The 24,418-nt window shown below is 63.6% G+C and carries 19 protein-coding genes and 1 pseudogene; 13 read left to right on the forward strand and 7 right to left on the reverse strand.

Annotation, left to right across the window (positions count from 1 at the left end; all coding sequences use genetic code 11):
- The first annotated feature begins 76 nt into the window (after nt 1-76).
- From IVB48_RS21220 to IVB48_RS21235, 4 genes are all read left to right on the forward strand, one after another.
- A complete protein-coding gene (locus IVB48_RS21220; RefSeq protein ID WP_247402549.1) occupies nt 77-970 on the forward strand; it encodes a class I SAM-dependent methyltransferase in 894 nt (297 codons plus the stop codon).
- Nucleotides 971-1,078: 108 nt separating this feature from the next.
- A complete protein-coding gene (gene mddA, locus IVB48_RS21225; RefSeq protein ID WP_247402552.1) occupies nt 1,079-1,837 on the forward strand; it encodes a methanethiol S-methyltransferase in 759 nt (252 codons plus the stop codon).
- Between the two features lie 412 nt (nt 1,838-2,249).
- Entirely contained in the window at nt 2,250-3,425 is a 1,176-nt protein-coding gene (locus IVB48_RS21230) for a helix-turn-helix transcriptional regulator (RefSeq protein ID WP_247402555.1), read from the forward strand.
- A 180-nt stretch (nt 3,426-3,605) separates the two neighbouring features.
- Complete coding sequence (locus IVB48_RS21235) at nt 3,606-4,814, forward strand: multidrug effflux MFS transporter (RefSeq protein ID WP_051462638.1); 1,209 nt, start codon at nt 3,606-3,608, stop codon at nt 4,812-4,814.
- A 69-nt stretch (nt 4,815-4,883) separates the two neighbouring features.
- Here IVB48_RS21235 and IVB48_RS21240 read toward each other — a convergent pair whose 3' ends face one another.
- Nucleotides 4,884-5,234 (reverse strand): RidA family protein, encoded by a 351-nt coding sequence (locus tag IVB48_RS21240; RefSeq protein WP_247402557.1) that lies wholly within the window; start codon nt 5,232-5,234, stop codon nt 4,884-4,886.
- A 328-nt stretch (nt 5,235-5,562) separates the two neighbouring features.
- Between IVB48_RS21240 and IVB48_RS21245 the strand changes: the two are divergent.
- Nucleotides 5,563-7,885, forward strand: a pseudogene (locus IVB48_RS21245) (molybdopterin guanine dinucleotide-containing S/N-oxide reductase).
- An 81-nt stretch (nt 7,886-7,966) separates the two neighbouring features.
- Here the strand turns inward: IVB48_RS21245 and IVB48_RS21250 are convergent.
- Complete coding sequence (locus IVB48_RS21250; protein ID WP_247402561.1) at nt 7,967-8,950, reverse strand: AraC family transcriptional regulator; 984 nt, start codon at nt 8,948-8,950, stop codon at nt 7,967-7,969.
- Between the two features lie 353 nt (nt 8,951-9,303).
- On the opposite strand from IVB48_RS21250, the gene IVB48_RS21255 reads away from it, so the two are divergent.
- Complete coding sequence (locus IVB48_RS21255; protein WP_247402564.1) at nt 9,304-12,186, forward strand: winged helix-turn-helix domain-containing protein; 2,883 nt, start codon at nt 9,304-9,306, stop codon at nt 12,184-12,186.
- Between the two features lie 50 nt (nt 12,187-12,236).
- Here the strand turns inward: IVB48_RS21255 and IVB48_RS21260 are convergent, their stop codons facing one another.
- The 4 genes from IVB48_RS21260 to IVB48_RS21275 all read right to left on the reverse strand — a co-directional run bounded on the left by IVB48_RS21260 (nt 12,237) and on the right by IVB48_RS21275 (nt 17,891).
- Complete coding sequence (locus IVB48_RS21260) at nt 12,237-13,193, reverse strand: alpha/beta hydrolase (protein ID WP_247402568.1); 957 nt, start codon at nt 13,191-13,193, stop codon at nt 12,237-12,239.
- A 141-nt stretch (nt 13,194-13,334) separates the two neighbouring features.
- Complete coding sequence (locus IVB48_RS21265; RefSeq protein WP_247402571.1) at nt 13,335-14,036, reverse strand: type 1 glutamine amidotransferase domain-containing protein; 702 nt, start codon at nt 14,034-14,036, stop codon at nt 13,335-13,337.
- A gap of 185 nt (nt 14,037-14,221) precedes the next feature.
- Entirely contained in the window at nt 14,222-14,929 is a 708-nt protein-coding gene (locus IVB48_RS21270; protein WP_247402574.1) for a hypothetical protein, read from the reverse strand.
- A gap of 118 nt (nt 14,930-15,047) precedes the next feature.
- On the reverse strand, nt 15,048-17,891 hold the full coding sequence (locus tag IVB48_RS21275; protein ID WP_247402577.1) for a winged helix-turn-helix domain-containing protein: 2,844 nt from the start codon (nt 17,889-17,891) through the stop codon (nt 15,048-15,050).
- A gap of 332 nt (nt 17,892-18,223) precedes the next feature.
- On the opposite strand from IVB48_RS21275, the gene IVB48_RS21280 reads away from it, so the two are divergent.
- The 7 genes from IVB48_RS21280 (at nt 18,224) to msrA (ending at nt 23,683) form a co-directional block, all read left to right on the forward strand.
- Nucleotides 18,224-18,895 carry a sensor histidine kinase gene (locus IVB48_RS21280; protein ID WP_247402579.1) on the forward strand — a complete coding sequence of 224 codons (672 nt, stop codon included), beginning with the start codon at nt 18,224-18,226 and terminating at the stop codon, nt 18,893-18,895.
- Nucleotides 18,896-18,928: 33 nt separating this feature from the next.
- Nucleotides 18,929-19,654, forward strand: a complete 726-nt coding sequence (locus tag IVB48_RS21285; protein WP_247402585.1) for a VOC family protein — start codon at nt 18,929-18,931, stop codon at nt 19,652-19,654.
- A gap of 264 nt (nt 19,655-19,918) precedes the next feature.
- Complete coding sequence (locus IVB48_RS21290) at nt 19,919-21,232, forward strand: epoxide hydrolase family protein (RefSeq protein ID WP_247402589.1); 1,314 nt, start codon at nt 19,919-19,921, stop codon at nt 21,230-21,232.
- A 61-nt stretch (nt 21,233-21,293) separates the two neighbouring features.
- A complete protein-coding gene (locus IVB48_RS21295; RefSeq protein WP_247402591.1) occupies nt 21,294-22,142 on the forward strand; it encodes an enoyl-CoA hydratase/isomerase family protein in 849 nt (282 codons plus the stop codon).
- A gap of 109 nt (nt 22,143-22,251) precedes the next feature.
- Nucleotides 22,252-22,674: an OsmC family protein gene (locus IVB48_RS21300; RefSeq protein WP_027566489.1), complete on the forward strand. Its 423-nt coding sequence runs from the start codon at nt 22,252-22,254 to the stop codon at nt 22,672-22,674.
- Between the two features lie 23 nt (nt 22,675-22,697).
- Nucleotides 22,698-23,138 carry a cupin domain-containing protein gene (locus IVB48_RS21305; protein WP_247402594.1) on the forward strand — a complete coding sequence of 147 codons (441 nt, stop codon included), beginning with the start codon at nt 22,698-22,700 and terminating at the stop codon, nt 23,136-23,138.
- 29 nt (nt 23,139-23,167) lie between these two features.
- The gene (msrA, locus tag IVB48_RS21310; RefSeq protein WP_247402597.1) at nt 23,168-23,683 is read left to right on the forward strand and encodes a peptide-methionine (S)-S-oxide reductase MsrA; all 516 of its coding nucleotides are present in this window, start codon (nt 23,168-23,170) and stop codon (nt 23,681-23,683) included.
- A 49-nt stretch (nt 23,684-23,732) separates the two neighbouring features.
- Here the strand turns inward: msrA and IVB48_RS21315 are convergent, their stop codons facing one another.
- Nucleotides 23,733-24,293, reverse strand: a complete 561-nt coding sequence (locus IVB48_RS21315) for a TetR/AcrR family transcriptional regulator (RefSeq protein WP_247402601.1) — start codon at nt 24,291-24,293, stop codon at nt 23,733-23,735.
- Between the last annotated feature and the right edge of the window lie 125 nt (nt 24,294-24,418).

Raw genomic sequence — 24,418 nt, forward strand, 5'->3', positions numbered from 1 at the left:
CCGGTTGCGGGATGGAAAAGCGGGGCGCCAGGACTGGGTTCCGGGCAGCAACTACGAGCAGACGGACACCTCGATCATGAGCATCGCGCAGGCTACCCAAACTGTCACTCCGTATATCGATTTCTGGAACGCGGTGCTGGTTCCGAAATTCAACGCTTGGCGTCACATTCTGGCCGGCGGCCTTCACCTGCACAGCGCGATAGTATTCCCGTCGCTGCCGATCAGAACCGGCGACAGCGTCCTGGATGTCGGATGCGGCTGGGGCGACACCGCGATTGAACTTGCGCGGCGCGTCGGACCCGCCGGATCCGTCCTCGGCCTCGACTGTTGCAATGGCTTCCTCGACGCAGGTCGCGCAGATGCGAGGGACGCGGGGATCACAAATCTCAGGTTTCTCGAAGCGGATGTTCAGACCTATCCGTTTGAGCCGGTACACGATTTCTGCTTCTCCCGCTTTGGAACCCAGTTCTTCGAAGATCCGATGGCTGGCTTGAGCAACATGCGACTTGCGCTCAAGCCGGGCGGACTGATGACGATGATTGTGTGGCGCGAACGGGCGGACAATCCGTGGCTTACACTTTCTAAGGAGGTACTGCTTCGTTACCTGCCTCCCGTCAGGGAAGACGCGGCAACCTGCGGCCCCGGACCGTTTTCCATGACCGATCCCGAGGCCGTGACTCGGCAATTGATGATTGCCGGCTACAGCGACATCAGGTTCGAACGGATCGATGCCGAAGTCCGGGTCGGGCGAGATCTCGATGAAGCGGTAGCGTTTCAGCTCGCGATCGGTCCCGCCGGGGAAGTCTATCGCGAAGCCGGTCCGGAGGCTGCTCGTCTGTTTGATACCCTGGTGGCGGCCTTGAAGGACGAGTTGAAACAATTCGTCCGCCCTGAAGGCGTGATGATGAATTCAAGCTCTTGGATGGTCACCGCGCAGAATCCGGGACCACCGCAGCGGCCCCGGGAGTGACGTACCCGCGCCGGTCGCTGCTCGAAATCTCTCCATTGTAAGCACCGCCGCAGCCGCCGCGATCTGACGAATCGATGCAAAAAAATTGAACTCTCTGGGAGAAGATTGATGGCGGGTCTAGTTGCGGTCCTCTACGGCACTGCCGCTTACGGGGTGACGCTGATCGCGTTGCTCTATCTCATTGGCTTCACCGGGAACCTGGTCGTTCCAAAGTCTGTCGATTCCGGGGCCATTGCTCCGGTTCTGCCAAGCATTGTTATCGATGTGCTGCTAATCGGACTGTTCGCGATCCAGCACAGCGTGATGGCGCGTCGGGGCTTCAAGCGCTGGTGGATGCGAATCGTGCCGGCTTCGGTCGAGCGCAGCACCTACGTGCTGTTCGCCAGCTTTGCACTGCTGTTGCTGTACTGGCAGTGGCAGCCGATCCCCACGCCGGTCTGGACCGTGAGCCACCCGGTCGCGGCGGGGGCAATCGACGCCATCTTCTGGCTGGGTTGGGTCGTGCTGGTGGCCAGCACGTTTCTTCTCAATCATTTCGAGTTGTTCGGCCTCAGCCAGGTGTTCATGCGCCTGTTCGGTAAACAACCGTCCGAAGCCAGCTTCCGCACGCCGTTGCTCTACCGGTATGTCCGCCATCCGATCTATCTCGGCGTCCTGCTCGCAGTCTGGGCCACGCCTGCGATGACGATCGGTCATCTGCTCTATTCGCTTGGCATCACCGCCTACATTCTGATCGGCATTCAGTTGGAAGAGCACGACCTGATCCAGCAGTTCGGCGACCGGTATCGCCGCTACCGCCGTCATGCGGCCATGCTCGTCCCGCTTCCAGGCCGAAGATTCGCTGCTTCCGAGGACGCCGACATCTGACCCAAGACGCTCGTCAAGACAGGCCAATCAGTCAGCAAGCAGGGTGGATTGAAAGAGCCTGGGCACAAGCTATCCGCGACTGGCACTTGCTGGGCAGGCCTTGATTGCCGCGTCCGCGCCAAGTGTCGCGCTATTTGGCGGGGTTCCAGGGCGGCGCGTTGTCCGTTCGCAGCCGTATCGACACGGGCGGGGCGGCGTGCGCATCGCGTTCTGATCAACTCATTTTCAACCTGAAGCGTCCGGCCAAGATGTCACCGATCGCACTGATCATCCTCCATTTGAAGGATGGCCGATATTCCCCGCGGCCCCGCTGGGACACGATCAAAATGATTTGAGCGCGACACCGGCTCGATATCAGCGGAAAAGCTTAAAGTTGTTTCATAGCTATCCTCATACCGGGGCGCGTCGTCGAATGAACAGGGTTTCACATCCGCGGTCGGCTTCGGAATCGTCGCAAGACAATTCAGATGATCAGCAGCAACTGAGCGACCTGATCAGCGTCATCTACGATGCCGCAATCGATCCCTCTCGTTGGGAAGACGCCATCGTCAGCATCGTGCAATTCGTTGGCGGCGCGGGAGGCGGGCTGTTCTGCAAAGACATTGGTGTTCAACACGCCACGGTGCCCCATCGCTTCGGATTTGACGTGCCGTTGCGGGTCGAACTTTTTCGGCAGATTTATTCCTCCGCGGAGGGTCACTTTCTCGGTGACCTCGAACAGCCGGTCGCGACGACCGATTTGATGTCCTTCGCAGCACTCACCCAGAGTGAACTATACCGGCAGTGGGCCGAGCCCCAGGGGCTTGTCGATTTCGTCAGCGCGGTTGTCGACAGAACCACGGTCAGCACAGCCATTTTTGGGGTCTTCCGCCACCGGCGAAATGGGATCGTAGACGAGCACGCGCGCCGGCAAATGAGGCTGATAGCGCCGCATGTCAGGCGTGCCGTCGTGATCGGGAAGATGTTCGAGTTCAAGGCCGCTGAACTCGCGACGTTCGTTGACACGTTGGACGGGCTCGGTGCCGGCATGTATCTCGTCGATCCCGGTGGACGTCTCATTCACGCCAATACGGCCGGGAATGCCATTCTCGACGCCCGCGATATTTTGAGTTCGGTGGGTGGGCGGCTGGTCGCCAGCGATCCGCAGATCGATCGCACCCTACGAGATGTCTTCGCCACCGCGGGGCAGGGCGATGCCGCACTTGGTATAAGGGGCATCGCGGTGCCGCTGACCGGCAGGGAGGGCGACCGCTATGTGGCCCATGCATTGCCGCTCATGTCAGGCGCGCGTCGGCGGGCCGGTATTGTTTACACCGCCACGGCGGCCTTGTTCGTTCGCAAGGCGTCGCTGGCCGTCGCTTCTGTTCCCGGAGCCATCGGCAGCGCGTTCAAGCTGACGCCGACCGAGCTTCGCGTGTTGCTGGCCGTCGTCGAGGTCGGTGGCATTCCCGAGGTTGCTATGGCGTTCGGGGTCGCGGATAGCACGGTTAGGACGCATGTCAGCCGGTTGTTTGAAAAAACAGGTGCCGCGCGCCAGGCGGACCTCGTCAAGCTGGTTGCAGGCTATACGACGCCGCTGGCCGAATAGGAGAGAGGTCGCTCGTTGCAGCACCCAGAAGCAGCAAATATTTGCGCGCTCCTCCCACGTTCGCAGGACGACACCCAAGCAGCGGTTGTTCAGGATGGCATGCGTCCCGCCGGCACGCAGTGGGGTAGGTGATCAGGCGTCCCTGCCTCGCCGCATCTGGACAGGAGTTGGGAGCGCAGCATGTCCATTGACGTCGAGGGCACGGTTTCTGCGGCGGGGCATGGGCGTAAAGCAGGGGCGGCGGCGCGCAGAATAGTGATTTGTGCCCTGGCGGCGACAGGCATTCTTGCAACCAACATCTTCTTGCCTTCGCTGCCGGTCATCGCGGCCGATTTGCATGTATCCAGCGCGGCGGTCACGTCGGCCTTCACGATCTTTCTGGCGATTTTCGCCATAGGGCAATTGATCGCCGGCCCGCTGTCGGACCGGTTCGGGCGACGCATGCCGATCCTGATAGGACTCGGAATTTTCATCGCCGGTACGATCTGGTGCGCTTTCGCGCGCGATCTATCGAGCCTGCTGATCGGCCGATCGATGCAGGCTTGCGGCGCATGTGCGGCTTCGGTGCTTTCACGTGCGATCGCCCGGGATCTGTTCGATGGCCAGGCACTTGCAAAGGTCATGGCGTCGATCACAATGGCAACCGCGGCCGCCCCAGGCTTTTCACCGCTGCTGGGGAGTGTGCTCGATCTATTCTTTGGCTGGCGCTCGGAATTTGCCTTTGTCGCGGCCTTCGCGCTCTGCACGGCTTTGGCCTATGCGACCTTCGTCGGCGAAACCAATGACGGCGCGCGTCGTTCTCTGAACCCGCTCAAAATTGCCGGGGCCTATCTGGAGCTTGTTCGGGATCGCCGGTTCGTTGCGCCTGCTAGAACCGCTGGACTGGTGATGGCCGGTCTATTCGCGATTTTCTCCAGCGCGCCGCGGGTGCTGCTCGAATTGTTTGGATTCTCGCCAATCACACTTGGTCAGCTATTTGCGGGCGTCGTCTTCCTGGTGTTTGCGGCCGGCATGCTGGCGCCTAGGCTATCGGCGCGGGTTGGTACCTGCCGCGCGACGTCGGTCGGTTTGGGATTAACCGTCCTCGGAGGCGTCGGGCTGCTTTGCGCGGTGCTGCTCGCGAACGGCGCGCTGCTGCCATTTCTGTTAGCGGCTTCCGTCTTTCTGTTCGGCGTCGGAGTGGTGAGCCCGCTGTCGAGCGCGGCAGCGCTGTCGCCGTTTGGCAGCAAGGCCGGTATCGCCGCAGCCCTGTTCGGATTCTCGCAAATGGCGGGCGCTGCATGCGGTGCCTCTCTCGCGGCGATTGTCGCCAGCGATCCGGCCGTCGGGCTAGGTATCGTGCTGACAGCAACGTCGCTGGTGGCGGTTATCCTTCACAAGCGGCGCTAATCTGAGGTGGATCTTGCCGAGAACAAAATGGGTTTGGTGTGAGGTTCTTTGCGGCGCCTTGGCATGCCACTATTGTCGAGCGGCGATGGCCGTGATCTCGAGTTTGACACCGGGACCGAGATCGGCCACGCCGATTGCGGCGCGCGCCGGCAGATGAGCCTCTGCAAAATGCGCCTTCCAGGCCGCATTGAACTCTGCCTTTTCCTTGAGGCCGGTCATATAGATGGTCACCTGCAAGACGTTGCTCAGATCGGATCCGAGGGTCTTGAGCAACTGCGCCAACTGCCCGAGGACGTCGTTTGCCTGGCCCGACATGTCGAGGCTCGTGTCCTCGGGGACGATGCCACCGATGTAAAGCACGCCATGATGCTCGACCACTTCGTGGAGCAGACCTTCGTAGGGCAAGACGCGCTTGATCATGATGGGACCGATGTTGCTGTGTGACGGGCCGGGATATCGCACATTTCAATGTCAGTGTCGTTGCAAGAGATCTCGCGCCAGGTCTTGTCGGAAGACGGACCTGCACAGCTCTGAATGCAGACGGCTAACGCGTTGAAAATAAAAGTACAAATTGGTCGAAAAATCGCCGCCGGTCGTCCATGCAAATGTTCGCCAATCTGTCTTTGCACGAGCGCCCGGCATTTTCGCCGGCCCAGACCCGACGACATCGAAGAGCGGATCGCTATACTGCTATCCGGATGACATCGGTACGGCCGGGACCGCGCCGACCGGAACAAGGAATGCGACGATGGACGATACGATTGGCTTCCCCGACCCCGGCCTCGACCTCTCCGACGGTTTCAAGCCGCACACCTCGCATTGGGGCGTGTTCTCGGCACGTCAAGGCGAGGCCGGGCTCGAGGTCAGGGCCTATGCGGGCGATCCCGATCCGAACGGCATCATCGACAATTTTCCCGGCGCGCTGCGTCATCAGGCGCGCATCACCCAACCCGCGATCCGCCGCGGCTGGCTCGAACGCGGTCCCGGTCCGGACGATCGCCGCGGCCGCGACGAATTCGTCTCCGTCAGCTGGGAAAAGGCGCTCGATCTGCTCGGCGACGAGCTGGCACGCATCCGTGACACGCGCGGCCCCGGCGCGGTGTTCGGCGGCTCCTATGGCTGGTCGAGCGCGGGCCGCTTCCACCACGCACAAAGCCAGGTGCATCGCTTCCTCAACGTCGCCTTGGGCGGCTATGTGCGCTCGGTGAACTCCTATTCCTCCGGTGCGTCCTCGGTGCTGCTGCCGCAGATCCTCTGCGGTTACGAGGACATCACCAAGCGCAACGTCACCTGGGAGCAGATCGCGGCTGATACCGACGTCGTGTTGGCGTTCGGCGGCATGGCGCTGAAGAACTCGATGGTCGCAGGCGGCTCGATCAGCAAGCACGTCGAGCGCGGCGCGATGGAAGCCGCGCGCCGCCGCGGCTGCGAGTTCATCCTGGTCAGCCCGTTGCGCGAAGACCTGCCGGTCGAGGCCGGCGCCGAATGGATGATATGCGTGCCCCGGCACCGACACCGCGCTGATGCTCGGCATTGTTCATACGATGGTCGCGGAAAACCTGCACGACCAGGCTTTCCTCGATCGCTACACCGAGGGATGGCCGGTCTTCCTGCGCTATCTCACCGGCGAGAGCGATGGCCAACCCAAGCACGCCGAATGGGCCGCCGCGATCTGCGGCGTCGACGCGAATACAATCCGCAAGCTGGCGCGCCGGCTCGCCGGCAAGCGTGCGCTCATCACCGTCTCTCATTCGCTCCAGCGCGCCGAGCACGGCGAGCAGCAGGTGTGGATGGGCATGGTGCTGGCGGCGGCGCTCGGCCAGATCGGCCTCTCCGGCGGCGGCTACGCCTATTCGTTGGGGGCGATCGGCTATTACGGCCGCCGCGTCAACGACGTGCCGGGGCCGACACTGGGGCAGGGCCGCAACGCTGTCCGCGATTTCATTCCGGTGGCGCGCATCGCCGACATGCTGCTCAATCCCGGCAGTACCTATCGCTACAACGGCGAGACGCGCACCTATCCGGATATCCGCCTCGTCTACTGGGCCGGCGGCAATCCCTTCCATCACCACCAGGACATCAATCGCTTGCGCAAGGCGTTTGCGAAAGTCGACACGCTGGTCGTGCACGAACTCGCATGGACTGCCACGGCCCGGCATGCCGACATCGTGCTGCCCTCGACGATGACGCTCGAGCGCGAAGACATCGGCTATTCCAGCAACGATCCCCTGATGGTCGCCATGCACCGGATTGCCGAGCCGTTCGGCCTTGCGCGCGACGACTACGAGATCTTTGCCGATCTCGCCGACCGTCTCGGCGCGCGCGAACCCTTTACCGAGGGGCGGACGTCACGGCAGTGGCTGGAGCATCTTTATGAGCCGACCCGCGCCTCGCTCGAAGCGCGCGGCCTGGAGGCGCCGAGCTTCGAAGAGTTCTGGCGGCGGGGCAGCTTGGTGGTGCCGCAACAGCCCGACGACGGCGGCCGGCTGCGCCGCTTCCGCGACGATCCCGTCAACCAGGCTTTGCCGACGCCGAGCGGTCGCATCGAAATATTCTCTGCCAAGATCGCGGGTCATGGCGATGCGGATTGCCCGGGCCATCCGGTCTGGCTGGAGAAGTCCGACATGCCGAAGCCGGGGGCGCCGTGCTTCCTGGTCGCCAACCAGCCGGTGACGCGTCTGCACAGTCAGCTCGATTTCGGTGGACATTCGCTTCAAAGCAAACATCGCGGCCGAGAGGTCGCGCGCATGAACCCGCAGGACGCAGACGCACGCGGAATCAAGCACGGCGACATCATTCGGCTGTTCAACGCGCGCGGCGCCTGTCTCGCCGCGGTTCACGTCACCGACGGTATCGCGCCCGGCGTGGTTCAGCTCCCGACCGGCGCCTGGTACGACCCGATGGACCCCGAAGACGACGCGCCGCTCTGCGTGCACGGCAACCCGAACGTGCTCACACGTGACGTCGGCACCTCGTCCTTCGCGCAGGGCTGCACCGGCCAGCTCACGACAGTCGAGGTCGAGAAGTTCACCGGCAATCTGCCGCCGATCCGGGCTTTCGATCCGGTGTAGAAAAAAAGGGGCCGCCCTGTGGGTGCAGGGACAGCCCCGAGTGGCTCGCAGGCCCGGGAGGATGAGGGCGCGAGCGAATGTTCACGCGGCTGCGCTGATCCAGTCTCTCTCCGTAGAAGGACGACGCGGCGGGAGTGCTTGCACCTCTCGCCGTTCGCCCTTGCTGGCGAGGCGCCAGCGTGCCGGCGATTGATCGCTGATGCGCTTGAACACGGTCGAAAAATGCGCCTGCGTGCTGAAGCCGACCGCAAGCGCGATCTCCGCCAACGGCCGGTCGGTGGTTGCCAGCAGCATCTTGGCATGCTCGATCCGGTGATTGAGAAGATATTCGCGGGGCCGGTAACCGGTCGCGACGCGGAACTGCGCCGCAAAGTGCATTCTGGACAGGCCGGCGACGTTGGCGAGTTCGGACAGGCTGATGCAGCGGTGGAAATGATCGGCGACATATTGCTCGACGCGCCGCAGTCGCCATTTCGGCAAGGCATTGACCCTGGCGCGTGGCAATTCCAGGCGCGCCAGATGCATCGCAAGGGTTTGACCGATGCAGCGCGTAAACTCGTGGTCCGCGGCGTCGCCAAGTTCGATTAGCGCCTTGGCAAGCTCGGCTGCGAGCGGATCGCGCAACAGGACGAGATCATTCAATCCCTCGGTCCCGGAAAATTGTGCCGGAAATTGGTCCGCGGAAATGTGAATGTGCAGGAAGGCGCATGGCGACTGGAATTGCACGGCAAGGGGCTTCGACGGCGCGGTGAGATACAGTGTGCCCGCGGGCATGGTCCCGTCGAAAATGACTTGGCGATCCCGGGTCAGTTTCGCCCGCGTGGTCTTGAGGGCGATGCCGACGAAATAGCGATCCTCAGGCGTCGTCGCTTGGTGCGACGAGGTGCTCCGCGGGTCTTCCCATCGCGAGATCGCGATGTCCTCTGCCACCGCGCCCGTGCGCGGATCGACCTGACGCCATTGATGCTCGCGAATGATCGCCTGTGTTGCCCGGGGGAGCTCGCAATCCCCCGAGGCGCCCGGAAATTCAATCCAGGCATCACCTGCCTGCAAATTGGTCAACATCGTTCGTCCTCTCCGGGCGTTCTCCGCTGTTTGCAACCAGCAAACGTGCAAAGCCCTGCTTTCCATGTTGAGAGGATAGGCGTGAGCTGACCTGCAAGCTCGTTAGTGGTGATTAGGATGTGTTAGTTTTTGTGGGAGCGCATCAGGTGCGGCATCCCGTCTCAGGAAGCGTCCTTTTTGTACAATTTATCAGATATTTGCGCATTCTCGATCCGACTCAGGAGAGCGCCGGGCGTCGCGAGGAGATCGATGCGGCGGTGTGAGTTCCATGCGTTGCCCTCGCTGGACCTCGCATCGGTGCCGGGTATAGTCGCGCCGCATTTCGAAGGAGCGAACGTCAGGATGAGTCAGAAATGACCGAGCTCTCGGCAGGACGTGGCCCCCGCGGCAGCGACGCCGCAACGATTCTGGATCTCGATGCCGTCGCGTTCGGGCCATTTTCGCTTCGGTCGCGGCTGCTGGAGAAGGATGGCTTGCCGGTCAGGCTCGGCAGCCGCGCGACGGATATTTTGCGCCTGCTGGTCAGTCGCGCCGGCGAAGTGGTCCCGAAGAACGAAATTCTCGGCTATGCGTGGTCCGGACTTTCCGTCGAGGAGGTCAGCCTGCGCGTCCATGTCGCGGAGCTGCGCAAGGTGCTCGGCGACGGAAAGGATGGTGCCCGCTACATCACCAACATCCCGGGCCGGGGCTATTGCTTTGTCGCGCCCGTGCGGCGTGGCGGGCGCGCGGAGGTGGCTACACCGGCGTCGCGTGTGCCTGAAAGGGCCGCGCCGCCACCGTCGCTACCGCGCCGATTGGACCGGATGGTCGGGCGGGAGGACGCCGTGGCCGAGTTGGCAGCGCGCTTGCTCCGCGATCGCTTCGTCACGCTGCGAGGGCCGGGCGGCATCGGAAAGACCACCGTTGCGACCGCGCTCGCGCATGAGATGTGCGATAGCTTCGACGGCAACGTCCATTTCCTCGAATTCGGTCCGCTCAAGGACGGAGCGCTGGTCGCGAGCACGGTTGCAGCCGCGTTGGGCCTCGTTGTGCACCACGAGGACCCCTCGGCCAGCATCGTCAATTTCCTGCGCGGCCGCCGGCTGCTTCTCGTGCTCGACAGCTGCGAGCACGTCATCGAGGAGGTCGCGCGCCTTGCAGAAAACATCTACCGGGAGGCGCCCGGCATCGTCATCCTCGCAACCAGCCGCGAGTCGCTGCTGGTGGAAGGCGAGCAGATTTTCGAGCTCGTTTCGCTCCCCGGTCCGCCGCAGGGCACCCGCCTCAGTGCCGGCGAGGTGCTTGCTTATCCCGCCGTGCGCCTGTTCGTCGATCGCGCCGTCGCGGCGGGGCATCGCGACGACATCACCGACGAGGATGCCGAAGTCCTGGCCCGGATTTGCGGCAAGCTCGACGGCATCGCGCTGGCGATCGAGCTGGCTGCCGCACGTGTCGGTCTCTATGGACTGCGCGAGATGGCGGCGCTGCTCGACAACCGGCTGCAGCTCGAATGGCGCGGGCGGCGGACGGCGCCGCCGCGGCAGCAGACGCTCGGCGCTACGCTCGACTGGAGTTTCGGTCTGATCGGCGAGAGCGAGCGGATGGTATTTCAGCGCCTCGCCGTCTTCGCAGGTCACTTCACGTTGAAGGGCGCGATAGCAGTCGCGGCCGGGGCGGAGATGGCGGAGGATCGCGTCGTCGAGGCCCTGGAGCAACTCGTGGTGAAGTCGCTGGTTTCCACCCAGCCGGACGGCGCATCGCGGCGCTATCGCCTGCTCGACGCAACGCGTGCCTATGCCCTGCAGAAACTGGCCGACGGCGGACAGCTGGCGCAGATCGCGCATCGTCATGCTCTCTATGTTCAATGCACGCTCGAAGCGGGCATGAGGGACAAGGAGGGCAGCGATCATGCGTCACGTTTGCAGGAACGCGCGAGCCTGCTCGCCGATGCCCGCGCTGCGCTGCAATGGGCTTATGCCAACGACGACGGCGCCGGCTTGCGCGTGCCGCTCGCCGGCAGCTGCACAAGGCTGTTCGTCGAACTCAATTTGCTGAACGAGGCCCGCATCTGGTCCGATCGCGCACTCGCAATGCTCGACGAGGCCGACCGGGGCGGCGCATGGGAGCTCGAACTTCAGTCGACGCTCGGTCACGCCTTCATGTTCACCGAGCGTAACAGCGAGCAGGCGGAATCGGCGCTCAAACGCGGGCTGGAAATAGCGGAAGCGCTTTCCGATCACGCCAACACATTCAGGCTGTTGTCCCGGCTCAACATGTTCTACCGCCGGACCGGTCGCTATCGGCATCTGGTGCCGACCGCGCTTCACGCCGAGCGGATTGCCCGCGTGATCGGCGATACCGCGGGCATTGCCGGGAGCAAAGCGCTGCTCGGCGTGTCATATCACCTCGCCGGAGACCAGGCCGAGGCGCAAGCCCATCTCGACCAGGGCCTGCGCGACGACGCTGCGCTCCGCGGGACGCAACCTGGGCATTTCGCCTATTCACGCACACCGCAGATTCCGCTCGCGCGCGTGCTGTGGCTGCGCGGCTTTCCCGATCGCGCGCTCGAATGCGTCCGGCCGCTCGTCGGCGCTTCGACGCCGCATGACGTGGTCATGCATTGTATCGCATTATGCTGGTCCGCTTCGGTGTTCGGCTGGCTCGGCGACTGGTCGTCGGTCGAGGCCATGACCGATCGCCTGGCGGCGCATGCAAGCATGCACGGACTCGTGCCCTACGAAGCCGTCGCGACGGGTTTTCGGGCGCAGAGCATGATCGCTCGGGGCGAGGTCGCCGGCGGCGTCGACCTAATGCGGAGTGCGCTTCCGCGCCTGCATGCCGATCGCTACGAACTCTATGCCTCGGCGTTCGCCGCGGATCTGTCCCAAGGTTTGGTCACGTTGGGACAATTGACGGAAGGCATTCAGGTTCTTCACGAATCCATTGCTCGGGTCGAGCAGGAAGGCGGCGCCTTCGACCTGCCCGAGCTGCTCCGCCTGCGCGGAGAGCTGGAGATCCTTGGCGGCAATCCCGACGCGGCCGAGGCGGATCTTGTCGCCTCGATCTCGCTTGCCGAACAGCAGGGCGCCTTGTCCTGGCGGCTGCGAGCCGAGATGTCGCTGGCGCGGCTTCGAATCCGGCAGCATGTACAAAATCCGCTCGCACAGCTCGCTCAAACCTATGCCCGGTTCTCCGAAGGTTTCGAGACCGCCGATCTCATTGCAGCACGGCATATGCTGAACGCGCCGGCGGCCTGACCAGGTCGACACGACCGTGCCCTTCTCGCTGCTGAGCGCGCCACCAGTGCTCAACCCTTGTGTCCACCCAGCCGCGCCAGGAAGTCGCGGACAAGCGTAGCGATCTCGTCGGTGGCTTCATCTAGCGCGAAGTGGCCGGCTTCGAGGATGTGAACCTCGGCATCCGGCACATCGTCGCGATAGGACGTCGCGCCTGCGACAGTGAAGGACGGATCGTATTTGCCCCAGACCACCAGCGTCGGTGGCCGCGTCTGGCGCAACCAAGCCTGCCACTTCGAATAGGAGGCGACGTTGGTCCGGTAATCCAAGAACAGCGTGGTCTGAATCTCGGCCTGGCCGGGACGCGTCAGGAACGCGTATTCGTCGATCCAGGCGTCGGGGTCGTAGCGCTCGGGACGCGGACTGGAGCCGAGATGCCGCTGACGCGTCGCCTCCAGGGATGTGAAGTTGGCCTTGAGCGCCTCGAGCTCGCGTGCCGGATCGGCCCAGTACTTCCTGCGCGCATTCCACAGCGGGCTCAGCCCCTGCTCGTGCGAAACCGCGTTCTGGATGATGATGGCGCGAACGCGTTCGGGCTGCGCCAGCGCCATGCGGAAGCCGACAGGACCTCCATAGTCCTGCATGAACAAGACGTAGTCCGTGAGGCCGAGCTTCGTTGTGAGCTCGCCCATTGCGGCGGCGATGTTGTCGAACGTATAGTTGAAATCGGACGGCAGCGGCGCGCTGCTGTTGCCGAAACCGGGATAGTCCGGCGCGATCAGATGATATTTGTCGGCGAGCAGCGGCATCAGAGATTCCCACATCCGCGACGACGAGGGAAACCCGTGAAGCAGCAGCACCGTCGGAGCGTCGGCGGGCCCGGCCTCGCGGTAGAAGATCTCGAGGCCGCGGATGTCGACCTTGTGATAGCTGATCGAGCGCCGGCTCGATCGCAGATCCTGCGCCGAGACCTGGACGGTCGCGCAGGCCAAAGCGGCTGATAGGGCAAGAGTGATTGGGATGTTCATGTCATCGCTCCGAATCCAGCATGTGGCGTGAAGATGTGTCGCAAGTGCGGGACATTGCGCTTGCTGCGGGGCATGCCTCCGGCCTGTCGGCGTCGAGAGGCCCGATTGCGGGCACCTCTCGTGATGTGCCGCATCCGGGAACTACGAAGCGCGTGCCAGCGGCTTGCCCTTCAGGGCGGCCAGCAGGGCCTGCGCGGCTGGACCCGAGGAGTGCGGGTTCTGGCCCGTGATCAAGAGGTCGTCGGTGACGACGTGAACGCCCCAGTTTGCCGTTTTCGAGAAGACTGCGCCGAGCTTCAGCATTTCGTCTTCGACCAGGAAAGGCACCACCTTGGTGAGGCCGACGTCCTCCTCTTCACCGTTGGTGAAACCGGTCACCTCCTTGTCCTGGACCAGTGGCTTGCCGTCGGGCGCCTTGACGTGGCGCAGCGCGCCAGTCGAGTGGCACACGACGGCGACTGTCTTGCCGGCGGCAAGGAAGGATTCGATGAGCTTGACCGAGTCCTTGTCCTCGGCGAGGTCCCACATCGGGCCGTGACCGCCTGGGTAGAAGACGGTGTCGAAATCTTCCTGCTTGACGCTGTCGAGGCGAACCGTCCTGTCGAGCTGGGCTTCCGCGTCGGCGTCGGCTTCGAAGCGCAGCGTCAGGTCGGTGCGAAATTCGGGCTCGTTGCTCTTGGGGTCGAGCGGCGGACGGCCACCCTTCGGCGAGGCGAGGGTGATCTCGGCCCCGGAATCCTTAAAGACGAAATAAGGGGCGGCGAGCTCCTCGAGCCAGAAGCCCGTCTTGCGCCCGGTGTTGCCGAGCTGGTCGTGCGAAGTGATGACCATCAATATTTTCATGACCGTTCTCCTTGAGTGCGTTTGCGGCGATGACGCACTCCATTGCGGTGGAGATGCGCCGAGCTGGATCTCGTCCGAGCACGTCACGTCGTTCGTTGCTCGCGATCCCAATCTCCACTCAAGGCCGGCTGTTGGCGCGTTATGTATTGTTAGACGTTGAGAGCACGGAGATGTCGCGCGTGCCGCTACTCGAAGACGGCGTCAAAGATCTCGACGTCCATCAGCACGGGCTTGGCGACCACGGTTCCGTCGGGCCGCAGCGTCTGCGCGCGTCGGAGCGTCGGCACCACGATGCCGCCGAAGCTGTCATGGGCCCAGGAGTAATGCGCGACTTTCATGCCGAACAGATCGTGGTCGGTCCGCCGCTGCAACGCGTTGTGGTCGAAATAGAAGATCTGCTCGGGGGCGAGCGTGATCAGGCCCACCGGGAACTGCGCCCGCAACCGCCGCCATGTCTCGTTGTTCTCCTGCCACGGTGGCAGTTCCTCCACCACGACATCGGGATGAGCGAGCAGGAATGGATTGGTCAGATAATTCCAGATCGCGACGCCGCAGAAGAAGACGAGATGCAGCTCGTCCGCGAGCGCGGGCGAACCGGTCTCGGTGAACGCAAGGCTCGGATTGGGCCAGGTCCTGAGGATCTCACCCTCGAGGCTTTCGATCGTGATCGCGTCCGGCTGAAACGAGCCGGAGTGTTCGCCTCCGGTGATGCCGGTGAAGCGGACCGACTGCGTGCGAATCGAGCCCTCCGCCGTCACGTCCTTGAATTCGCTGGCATGTCCGGTGCTGGAGAACAGCGTTCCGGCGACGGAGAGGTGAAGCGTGAACCGGCTCAAGCTATTCCAGCGGGCCATTCCGCCGCTGGCATCAATTGCATCGTCAAGAAGCGCCATGTCCCGCCATATCCACCATGAAGTGTCACCACCATGGCGGGGCGGATGCGGCTTGGCGTGTTAGAATTTGTTAGGAGTTGCGAGCGGATAGCCTTGCGGTATCCCATTGAAGATACTCTCAATTCAGCGCCGTAAGGAGCTCCCTGGCGGCGACGAGATCACGGGTCTGGAGACCCTCCTGGTATCGTGCGACGAGCGGAGCGAGCAGGGCGCGGGCGTCTCGGGCTTTACCAGCTTGGCGCCAGACCCGGCCGAGACTGATGGCCCCCCGCAGCTCCCAGCCGAGCGCGCATTGGCGACGTGACAGATCGAGCGAGTCCCGGAAGCAGCTTTCGGCCTCCGCGGCCTTGCCCGACCGGGCGAGGATGTCGCCCTTGACCCTGAGCATCTCCGGCATGTCGAAGGATTCGCCATGATCGGGAATCTCGGCGATGGCATCATTGATGGTCTGCAAGGCTTCGCCGGCCTGGTTCTGGAAGGCGAGACCCTCCGCGAGCGCAGTCGCAAACACCGTCGTCATGATCCGGTGTCGCGTCGCGTACAGCGTGGCCTGGCTGCGGCGGAGGTGCTCGATGCCGGCGGCGACGTCGCCGCGGCGAAGCAGCAGCTCACCCTTCTGGCCGATGCCGACCGCGTGATAGGGCCCGAGGAAGTGCCGCGCGGAATGATCGATCAGCCGCTCGATCAGGCTTTCCGCATTGGCCAGATCGCCGACCCACAGGAACACGTAGATGGTCCAGATCAAGGAAATACCGAGAGTGAGCGGCTGTTCGAGCAGCTCGGCTTCGCGAATGGTGTATCGCGACGCCTCGATCGCACGATCGGGCCGGCCGGTGAGCCAAAGCCCGCGTGCCAGCGCCACCAGTGCGACTATGCGGTCGTCATAGCCGAGATGCCCGATATTCAGCCGCTGCGAGCCGGGATTATGCAACATCGCGCTCTCGCAGAGCTGCACTGCCTTGTCCTGGTTGCCGATTAAATGATGGGCGACCCCCAACATCCATTCGACGTTCAGCGTGCTGGCGGGATCGTTCAGCTTCCGCGCGACGCTTTCGCCCTGTTCACCGATTCCGAGTGCTCCGTGAAAATCCCCGACCCTGGTGAGATAGATGTGTAATCCGCGCAGCAGCCAGAGCTGCCAGTGCAAATCCTGGAGCTCCCGCGCAAGCTGGAGACTGCGCGTGAATGCCGAGCGGACCGCTTCGGTATTGCCTTGCGTGAACATCGCGGAGACGCCGAGCGCGGCCTGCAAGATCATTTCATTGCGGCCATCCTCCGCGCTCGCGTCGAGGGACGCCAGCGCCTGCTGGGTCCAGCGGTAGCATTCCGTCAGCAATGTCAGCTCAAGGAAGAACTGGGCCGCTGACGCCGCCAGATCCACGCCGATCGTTCGGTCCCCGCCGTCCGAAAAGCTCCAGTTCAGCGCGGCCCGGACATTGGGCAGGTGGTCGGCATAGGGAAGAAAGCCGCCGGCACTCTGCATGCCCGTGGATTGGAGAGCGATGTCGCGCAGGAAGTCGCGAAAATATTCGGCGTGGGCGCGTGCGACGCGGTCCGCTTCGCCGTTCTCGACGAGCTTCTCCGCGACGAAGGCACGTGTGGTGTCGAGCAGGCGATAGCGCAGCCGCCGCTCCGCAGGCGAGGTCGCGATCAGCGATTTGGAAAGCAGATTGGAGATCGCCTCGGCGGCTTCTGCTTCGCCAATGCCCTGACAGGATGCGACCGCAAGCGCGGCTTCAAGGGTGAATGGCCCGACGAATGCCGACAATCCGCGCAGCGTTGCGCTTTCGGTTGCCGGCAGCAAATCATAGCTCCAGGCGAGCGCCGCACTCAGGGTGTGGTGCCGCGGGACGGCGGTGCGCCGCCCGCGCCACAGCAGCGAGAAACGGCTGTCGAGCAGAGAGGCGGTCCCCGCGATGCCATAGGCATTCACACGCCCGGCCGCGAGCTCGATGGCGAGCGCGATGCCGTCCAGCCGACGGCAGATATCGGCCACGAGCGGCGCATCCTCTTCGCTGAGCTCGAACTCGCTCAGGCTCTCTGCGATGCGCTCCACGAAGAGCTGAGTTGCAGGATAGGCAAGGATGTCGGCGATGCCGAGGCCGTCGCGCTGTGGCGGGCAATCCAATGGAAACAGCCGATGGACACGCTCACCTTCGGCGCGGAAAGATTCGCGGCTGGTGGCGAGAATATGCAGCTCGCCCGCTTCCCGGACGATGCGCTCGGCCAGAGGGGCGAGATCGTCGAGGATGTGCTCGCAACTGTCGAAGACGAGCAGCATCCGCCGGCTGCGCAGGAATGTCAGCAACCCCGGCATCGGGTCGTCGGAATTGACTGTCAGGCCCAGCGCGGCCGCAATCGTTCCCGTAACGAGCCGGGTCTCCCTCAGTGCGCCGAAATCGACAAAACACACCTGGCCGTCGAAGGCCTGGAGCTCGCGATGCGCGACCGCCAGTGCCACTGAAGTCTTGCCGATTCCGCCGGGGCCGACGATCGTGACGAAGCGATGCAAGGCCAGCTCAGCGGAAATTCTCTCGACCGCATCGTCCCGCCCGATCATCCTCGCGAGCGGCGAGGGCAGCGAGCGCGGCGCAGCAACGGGCAGGCTGGTCCGGCTCCCCGAAGGGGCGGCCTGGAGCAGCGCGGCCGTGAAGCAATAACCTCGTCCGGGGACGTTGACGACGTAGCGGGAGCCTTCGCCCGGATCGCCCAAGGCCTTGCGCAGTGTCGTGATGTGAAAGCGCAGGCTGCCTTCGTCCACGTTCACGTCGGCCCAGACCCGCCGTATCAACTCACGCTTGTCCACGACCTCGCCGGCTCGCTCGGCGAGAAAAACGAGAATGTCGAGCGCACGGCCGCCGAGGTGAACAGGGGCGCCGTCCTTCTCGAGCAGCCGCGTCTTTGCGAACAGCCGGAAAGGCCCGAAAGCAATGGCCGAATCCTGGTCGTTAGTGTCCGGCACGGGCCAATCATTCCAGTGAGAGCTGAACTCTGCACTTTGATCTAGCAGAAGGGAACCCTGAGTAAACTGGTCGAAAGTGGCGAAATCGCGTGGAGGGTGCCAGCAATTCGCCGTCGCGCCCGACGATCCGTCGCAAATTGTACTCAAACGCGAGCATCTTGCGAAGCGATCGGGACAACCGGGCAGCGTGCTTGACCGACCAGCTCACGCTCGGAGTGCCCGTCGTCGTACCGCCATCATAACAGAATCTTGCAACGTCTAACGAGCAATGCGCACGAACTGCATCCAGTATCCGTTCCGAGTTTGGCGTTAATTCCAACGGGGAGGCTACGATGTCCGGTATCGATGCTCGGCCGAATGACCACGTCGTTCGATCTCAATTTGTGGCTAGTCTTGACGATCAGTCGCGTGACTGGGAGCTCGTGCTGCGGGAATCCCACCATCGGATGAAGAACACGCTGACGATACTCGGTGCGTCAGTCCGCCGCGATTTCACCAGAACGGGTACCAGGGACGTGTCGCTTGCAGCGGACCGGCTCGAGCGGCGCATCGTCGCCTTCGGCAGGCTCTATCAGCTCTTGTGCGACAATGACGACCATACGGCGATCCCGGTCGCGGCCTTCTTCGAAAACCTGTGCGGAGCGATTTCCGAGGCCGTGCTGGAGCCGGCAGGCATCCGCTGTGAGGCTGCGATCGAAAGCGGGACGCTGCCGGCGTCGCAATGCCATCGGCTTGCGCTGATGCTGACGGAGCTGGTGACGAATGCGGCCAAGCACGCCTTCCCGAACAGGAATGACGCACTGATCCGCATCGACATGGCCAATCGCGACGGCGCCTGGTTCTGCACCGTAACAGACAACGGGATTGGCGCGACCGGGCCGCTTCAGGGCACCGGCAGCCGGATTCTCGAAGGACTCGCACGCAGCATTCACGCCCGGCTGCAGGGCGAGGCGGGAGAAGACGGCACACGCGTAACCATCGTGATGCCGATCACAGCTGCTTGAAGCTCGTCTTAGATCCAACCCAGGGAGTTCGACATGGCCACTACCGAAATCGACCGCGACGCCGCGGCCAAGCTTTCCAATAAGCCTTCCAACAAGTCTGCGAAGACGCCTTCGACATCGCCTAGCGTCGATCAGCGGCTCGAGGTGATCGTGATCTCGGTGTCCGATGTCGATCGCGCCAAGGCCTTCTACGCGCGTCTCGGTTGGCGACTGGACGCCGATTTTGCCTCCGGCGATGACTGGCGCGTGATCCAGTTCACGCCGCCGGGTTCGGCCTGCTCGGTGATCTTCGGCAGGAACGTGACGGCGGCAGCGCCGGGCTCGGCGCGAGGCTTGTACCTGATCGTCTCCGATCTGGAGGCGGCGCGAACGGATCTGCTCGACCGCGGCGTCGAGGTCAGCGCTCCATTCCACGGTGCCGGCGATGTTCACGCCGGGACCGACGAGCCTTATCTCTCCGGCAGCGTTCGGGTGAGCGGTGCTGACCCGAAGCGCGGCAGCTACGGCTCATATGCGTCGTTCAGCGATCCCGACGGCAATGGCTGGTTGTTCCAGGAGGTCACGACGCGATTGCCGGGACGGATCGCGGGCGGCGGCACGACATTCGCTTCGCAGGCTGCGCTGGCCGCAGCACTGCGCCGCGCGGCGGCGGCCCATGGCGAGCACGAAAAGCGGACCGGCGGGCACGACGAGAACTGGGCCGATTGGTACGCCGATTACATCGTCCGCGAGCAGGCGGGCCAGCCGCTGCCATCCTGAGCTGGACAGCACAGATTCTTCGACTGATGCAAGCCGACACGGCGCGCGATGACTGAGCTCATCGCGCGCCGTGTTGCTTTGGCGGTGCGCATCGCGAGTCGACGATCGCTCTCCTCGGTGTCGCGCGGCTCGAAACGGCTAACGCGCTCTAACAACCCATAACGAGCAAATTGCCAGGGCCTGCGCCAATCTCTCGGCATGACGAACCGAGGCGTTGATGTCGAATTCGGTCAGCGTCACCGACCAAAGCCAGGGAGATCGAACATGACCACGCAAGCACGTACCGACATTCTCAATCCGGACCGCCGTCAACTGTTGAGCCAGGCCGCGATGACCGCGGTCGCGGCAAGCGTGTCGAGCCTGCTGCCGCTGCATTCCGTGAAGGCCGGCGTGAGCGGGGCGGTCCGCCCGTTCCACGTCAGCGTGCCCGAGCAGGATCTGCTCGATCTCCGCCGCCGTCTCGCCGCGACGCGCTGGCCGGATCGTGAGATCGTTGCCGATCAATCGCAGGGCGTGCAGCTGACGACGGTGCAGCAACTCGTGAGCTACTGGCAGAACGACTACGACTGGCGCAAGATGGAGGCGCGGCTGAATGCCTTGCCACAATTCGTCACCGAGATCGACGGCGTCGACATCCACTTCATTCACGTTCGCTCGCGTCACGAAAACGCGCTGCCGATGATCGTCACGCATGGCTGGCCCGGTTCGATCATCGAGCAGATGAAGATCGTCGGCCCGCTCACCGACCCCACCGCACACGGCGCGACGGCGGCGGACGCCTTCGATCTCGTGATCCCCTCGCTGCCCGGCCACGGCTTCTCCGGCAAGCCGACGGAGCTGGGCTGGGACCCCCAGCGCGTGGCGCGCGCCTGGATCGTGCTGATGAAGCGGCTCGGCTACAACCGCTATGTCGCGCAAGGCGGCGATTGGGGCAATGCCGTGACGGAGCAGATGGCGGTGATCGCGCCGCCGGAACTGCTCGGCATCCACACCAATATGCCCGCGACCGTTCCGGACGACATTGCCAAGGCGCTTCAGCCCGGCGGGTCGCGGCCGCCAAACCTCTCGGCGGACGAGCGCTACGCTTACGATCAGCTCGATGATTTCTACAAGCATGGTCTCGGCTACGCGATCGAGATGTCCAACCGGCCGCAGACGCTCTATGGCCTGGTGGATTCGCCGGCGGGTCTCGCGTCCTGGATGCTCGACCATGATTCGCGCAGCACCGCGATGATCGCTCGGGTGTTCGACGGCAAGACGGAAGGGCTGTTGCGGGACGACGTGATCGACAACATCACGCTCTACTGGCTCACCAACACCGCGGTGTCCTCGGCGCGGCTGTACTGGGAGAACAAGCTGGTGTTCTTCGAGCCCAAGCACGTCAGGATCCCGGTCGCCGTCAGCGTCTTCCCGGACGAGATCTACGCCGCGCCGCGCAGCTGGACCGAGAAGGCCTATCCGAAGCTGATGCACTACAACCGCCTCGACAAGGGCGGCCACTTCGCCGCCTGGGAGCAGCCCGCATTGTTCTCCGCGGAAATGCGCACCGCCTTCCGACCGCTGCGTCAGTCGATCTGATAACTGCGGGGACGCGCACTTCCGCGCGTTCCCTTCTTTCCCCACAGAGAGGAATGCAATCATGAACCGCCCCGAACGCACTTTCACGACGGACCAAATCCGCTTGGAACGTCGGCTGCCGTCGTATTGGCGCGTCACCTTCGACATGCCCCCGGTCAATATCTTCGGCCCCAAGCAACTTCCGCTTCTGGACGACGTCGTCACGGCGATCGAGACCGATCCTGAGGTGAAGGTCGTGGTGTTCGACAGCGCCGTCGAAGGCTTCTTCATCACACATTACGACTTCCTCGCGCCGCTGGAGGATTCGCTTCGTATCCCGCCCGGGCCGACCGGCCTGCAGGCACTGCCCGACATGCTGGTGCGTCTCAGCCGCGCGCCGGTCGTCTCGATTGCCTTGATCCGGGGTCGCGCGACCGGCGTCGGCAGCGAGCTGGCGCTCGCGAGCGACATGCGCTTTGCCAGCCGCGAAAAGGCGATTCTGTCGCAATGGGAAGTCGGTGCGGGCCTGGTGCCCGGCGGCGGGCCGATGGCGCGGTTGCCGCGCCTGATGGGCCGCGGCCGCGCGCTCGAAGTTCTGCTCGGCGCCGACGATATCCACGGCGATCTCGCTGAACGTTACGGCTATGTGAACCGGTCGCTGCCGGATGCCGAGCTCGACGGCTTCGTCGAGGCGCTGGCCATGCGTGTCGCGTCCTTCGACAAGGAGGCGATTGCCGAGACCAAGCGCCTCGTCGACGTCGCGAGCCTGCCGCCGGATGTCGAGATCAAGCCGGAATGGGACGCGTTCCTGGCCTCGCTCAGCCGCCCCGCGAGTCAGACCCGCATCAAGGCGCTGATGTCGCGCGGCTTCCACCGCGCCGGTGACGTCGAGAACCGGCTCGGCTTCCACGTCGGACAGATTGGCGCCTAACGGAACCGCTGCGGCGTTCGGCCGGGCGGAACGGCGACAGGTGGTCGTGCCAATGTCGCTTTCGTCCGGTACCGAGCCCCGGTGCTGAAATCAAACATGGAGAATTGAGATGATCCGCAAGGCAACAGCGGTCTGGAAAGGCACCGGTCGCGATGGCACCGGTCAACTGTCGAGCGAATCCGGCGTGCTCGCCGCGACGCCTTATTCGTTCAAGACCCGCTTTGAGAACGAGAAGGGCACCAATCCCGAGGAGTTGATCGCTGCGGCCCATGCCGGTTGCTTCACCATGGCACTGGCCTTCGGCCTGCAACTGGCCGGCTTCACGCCGGACGAACTCTCGACAGAAGCCGCGGTCACGCTCGAACCTGAAGGCAAGGGTTTCAAGATCAGCAAATCGGCGCTGACGTTGCGTGCCAAGGTGCCGAACCTCGATGACGCAGGTTTCGCCAAGATCGCCGGCGAAGCCGAGAAGAACTGCCCGGTGTCGAAGGTGCTTAACGCCGCAATCACGCTCGACGCCAAACTGATCTAGCTCAACACACCAGGACTGCCGTCATGCCCCGCCAACATCAGCCGGACGAAGAGAGGTTCCGGGCCATTCTGCCCGAGGATATCGCATGGCAGCCGTTTCCGGCATTCCCGCCGGGCGCGCGGCTGGCCGTCATGGTTGGCCACCCCAGTGAACCCGGGCCTTACGTAGTCCGGGTGAAAGTGCCCGGCGGCACCAGGCTGATGCCGCACAAGCATCCGGAGGACCGCATCTACACAGTCATGTCGGGTGTGTTCTACATCGGGCTCGGCGAAAGCTTTGATGGCGACAAAGTGAAGGCTTATCCGCCGGGCAGTGTTATCGTGCTGCCCGGCGAGACCTGGCATTTTCATTGGGCGAAGTCCGGCGAATACGTCACGCAGGTTTCAGCCATCGGCCCATTGGGCCTGGAGTATCACGACGACCATGATGACCCGCGCCTGCGTGCCATCGCAGAACAGCGGTAAGCATCTCAGCTAAACGGATGGAGCATCGAATGACAACGGAACGCGCAATTCTGGCCGGAGGCTGCTTCTGGGGCATGCAGGATCTGATCCGCAAGCAGCCGGGCGTGGCCTCCACCCGCGTCGGCTACACCGGCGGCACGGTGAAGAATGCCACCTACCGCAACCATGAAGGTCATGCCGAAGCGATCGAGATCACGTTCGATCCCGCCAAGACCAGCTTCCGGACCATGCTGGAGTTCTTCTTCCAGATCCACGATCCGACCACGCTCAACCGCCAGGGCAATGATTTGGGCACGAGCTATCGCTCCGCGATCTTCTATACGAGCGACGAACAGAAGCGGATCGCAAAGGACACGATTGCAGACGTCGAGGCGTCCGGTCTCTGGCCTGGCAAGGTCGTGACCGAGGTCGCGCCCGCGGGCGAGTTCTGGGAAGCCGAGCCGGAGCATCAGGATTATCTCGAACGCTATCCGGACGGCTACACTTGCCACTTCATCCGCCCCGACTGGAAGCTGCCGCGGCGCGGGGCTGCAGCGGCAGGCTAAGGCTGGTCGTCGCTATTGCCGGGTGGAGGCATGGCTGAAATCCGCGAGATCATCGCCGGCATCCGCAGAGCACATCGACCGCTTTTCGGGCCATCTCCCTCAGCTCGGAGCGGCGGGCGCCGGCACGGGCGCGAATGGCAATGGTGTGCATCGTGGCTGAAGCGAGAATGGCAAGCGCCGCCGGATCGGCGTCGCGCGTCAGCTCGCCCTTGTTCTGCGCAAGGCGGAAGCGGGCTTCGAAATCGGCATCTATCATGCGCAGTCCCGCCGCGACGCTGCTCCGGATCGCGGCATCTTCTGCGACTTCGGTCACCGCCGTCCCCACCACGAAGCAGCCGCGCGCGGCTCCCTTGCCGGAAAAATAGATCGACAGCGCCGCGTCATAGGCCAGCATCAGCGCTTCGTCCAAGGGATGGTCCCCCGCGAGTGCCTCACGGGTCGCGGCCAGGCTGATCTCCCAATAACGCGCGAGCGCCTCGAGATAGAGCGCATGCTTGTTGCCGAACACTGCGTAGAGGCTCGGCGGACTCATCCCGGTCGCGGCAGCGACCTTGTCCAGGGAGGTACCGGAATAGCCCGTCCTCCAGAACGTTTCCGTTGCCCGCTTCAAGGCCGTCTCTGCGTCGTAGGCCGGTGGCCGTCCCCGGCGGGCCGGGCTCGTTTCGCTCTTTTTCCGTGCCATGTCGTCAGAATTCCGGTTGCCACGTTCCACACATATATTTGTATGGACCGTTA

Origin of the sequence: Bradyrhizobium sp. 76 (assembly GCF_023073025.1) — a bacterium.
In the GTDB taxonomy this organism is placed as follows: Bacteria; Pseudomonadota; Alphaproteobacteria; order Rhizobiales; family Xanthobacteraceae; genus Bradyrhizobium.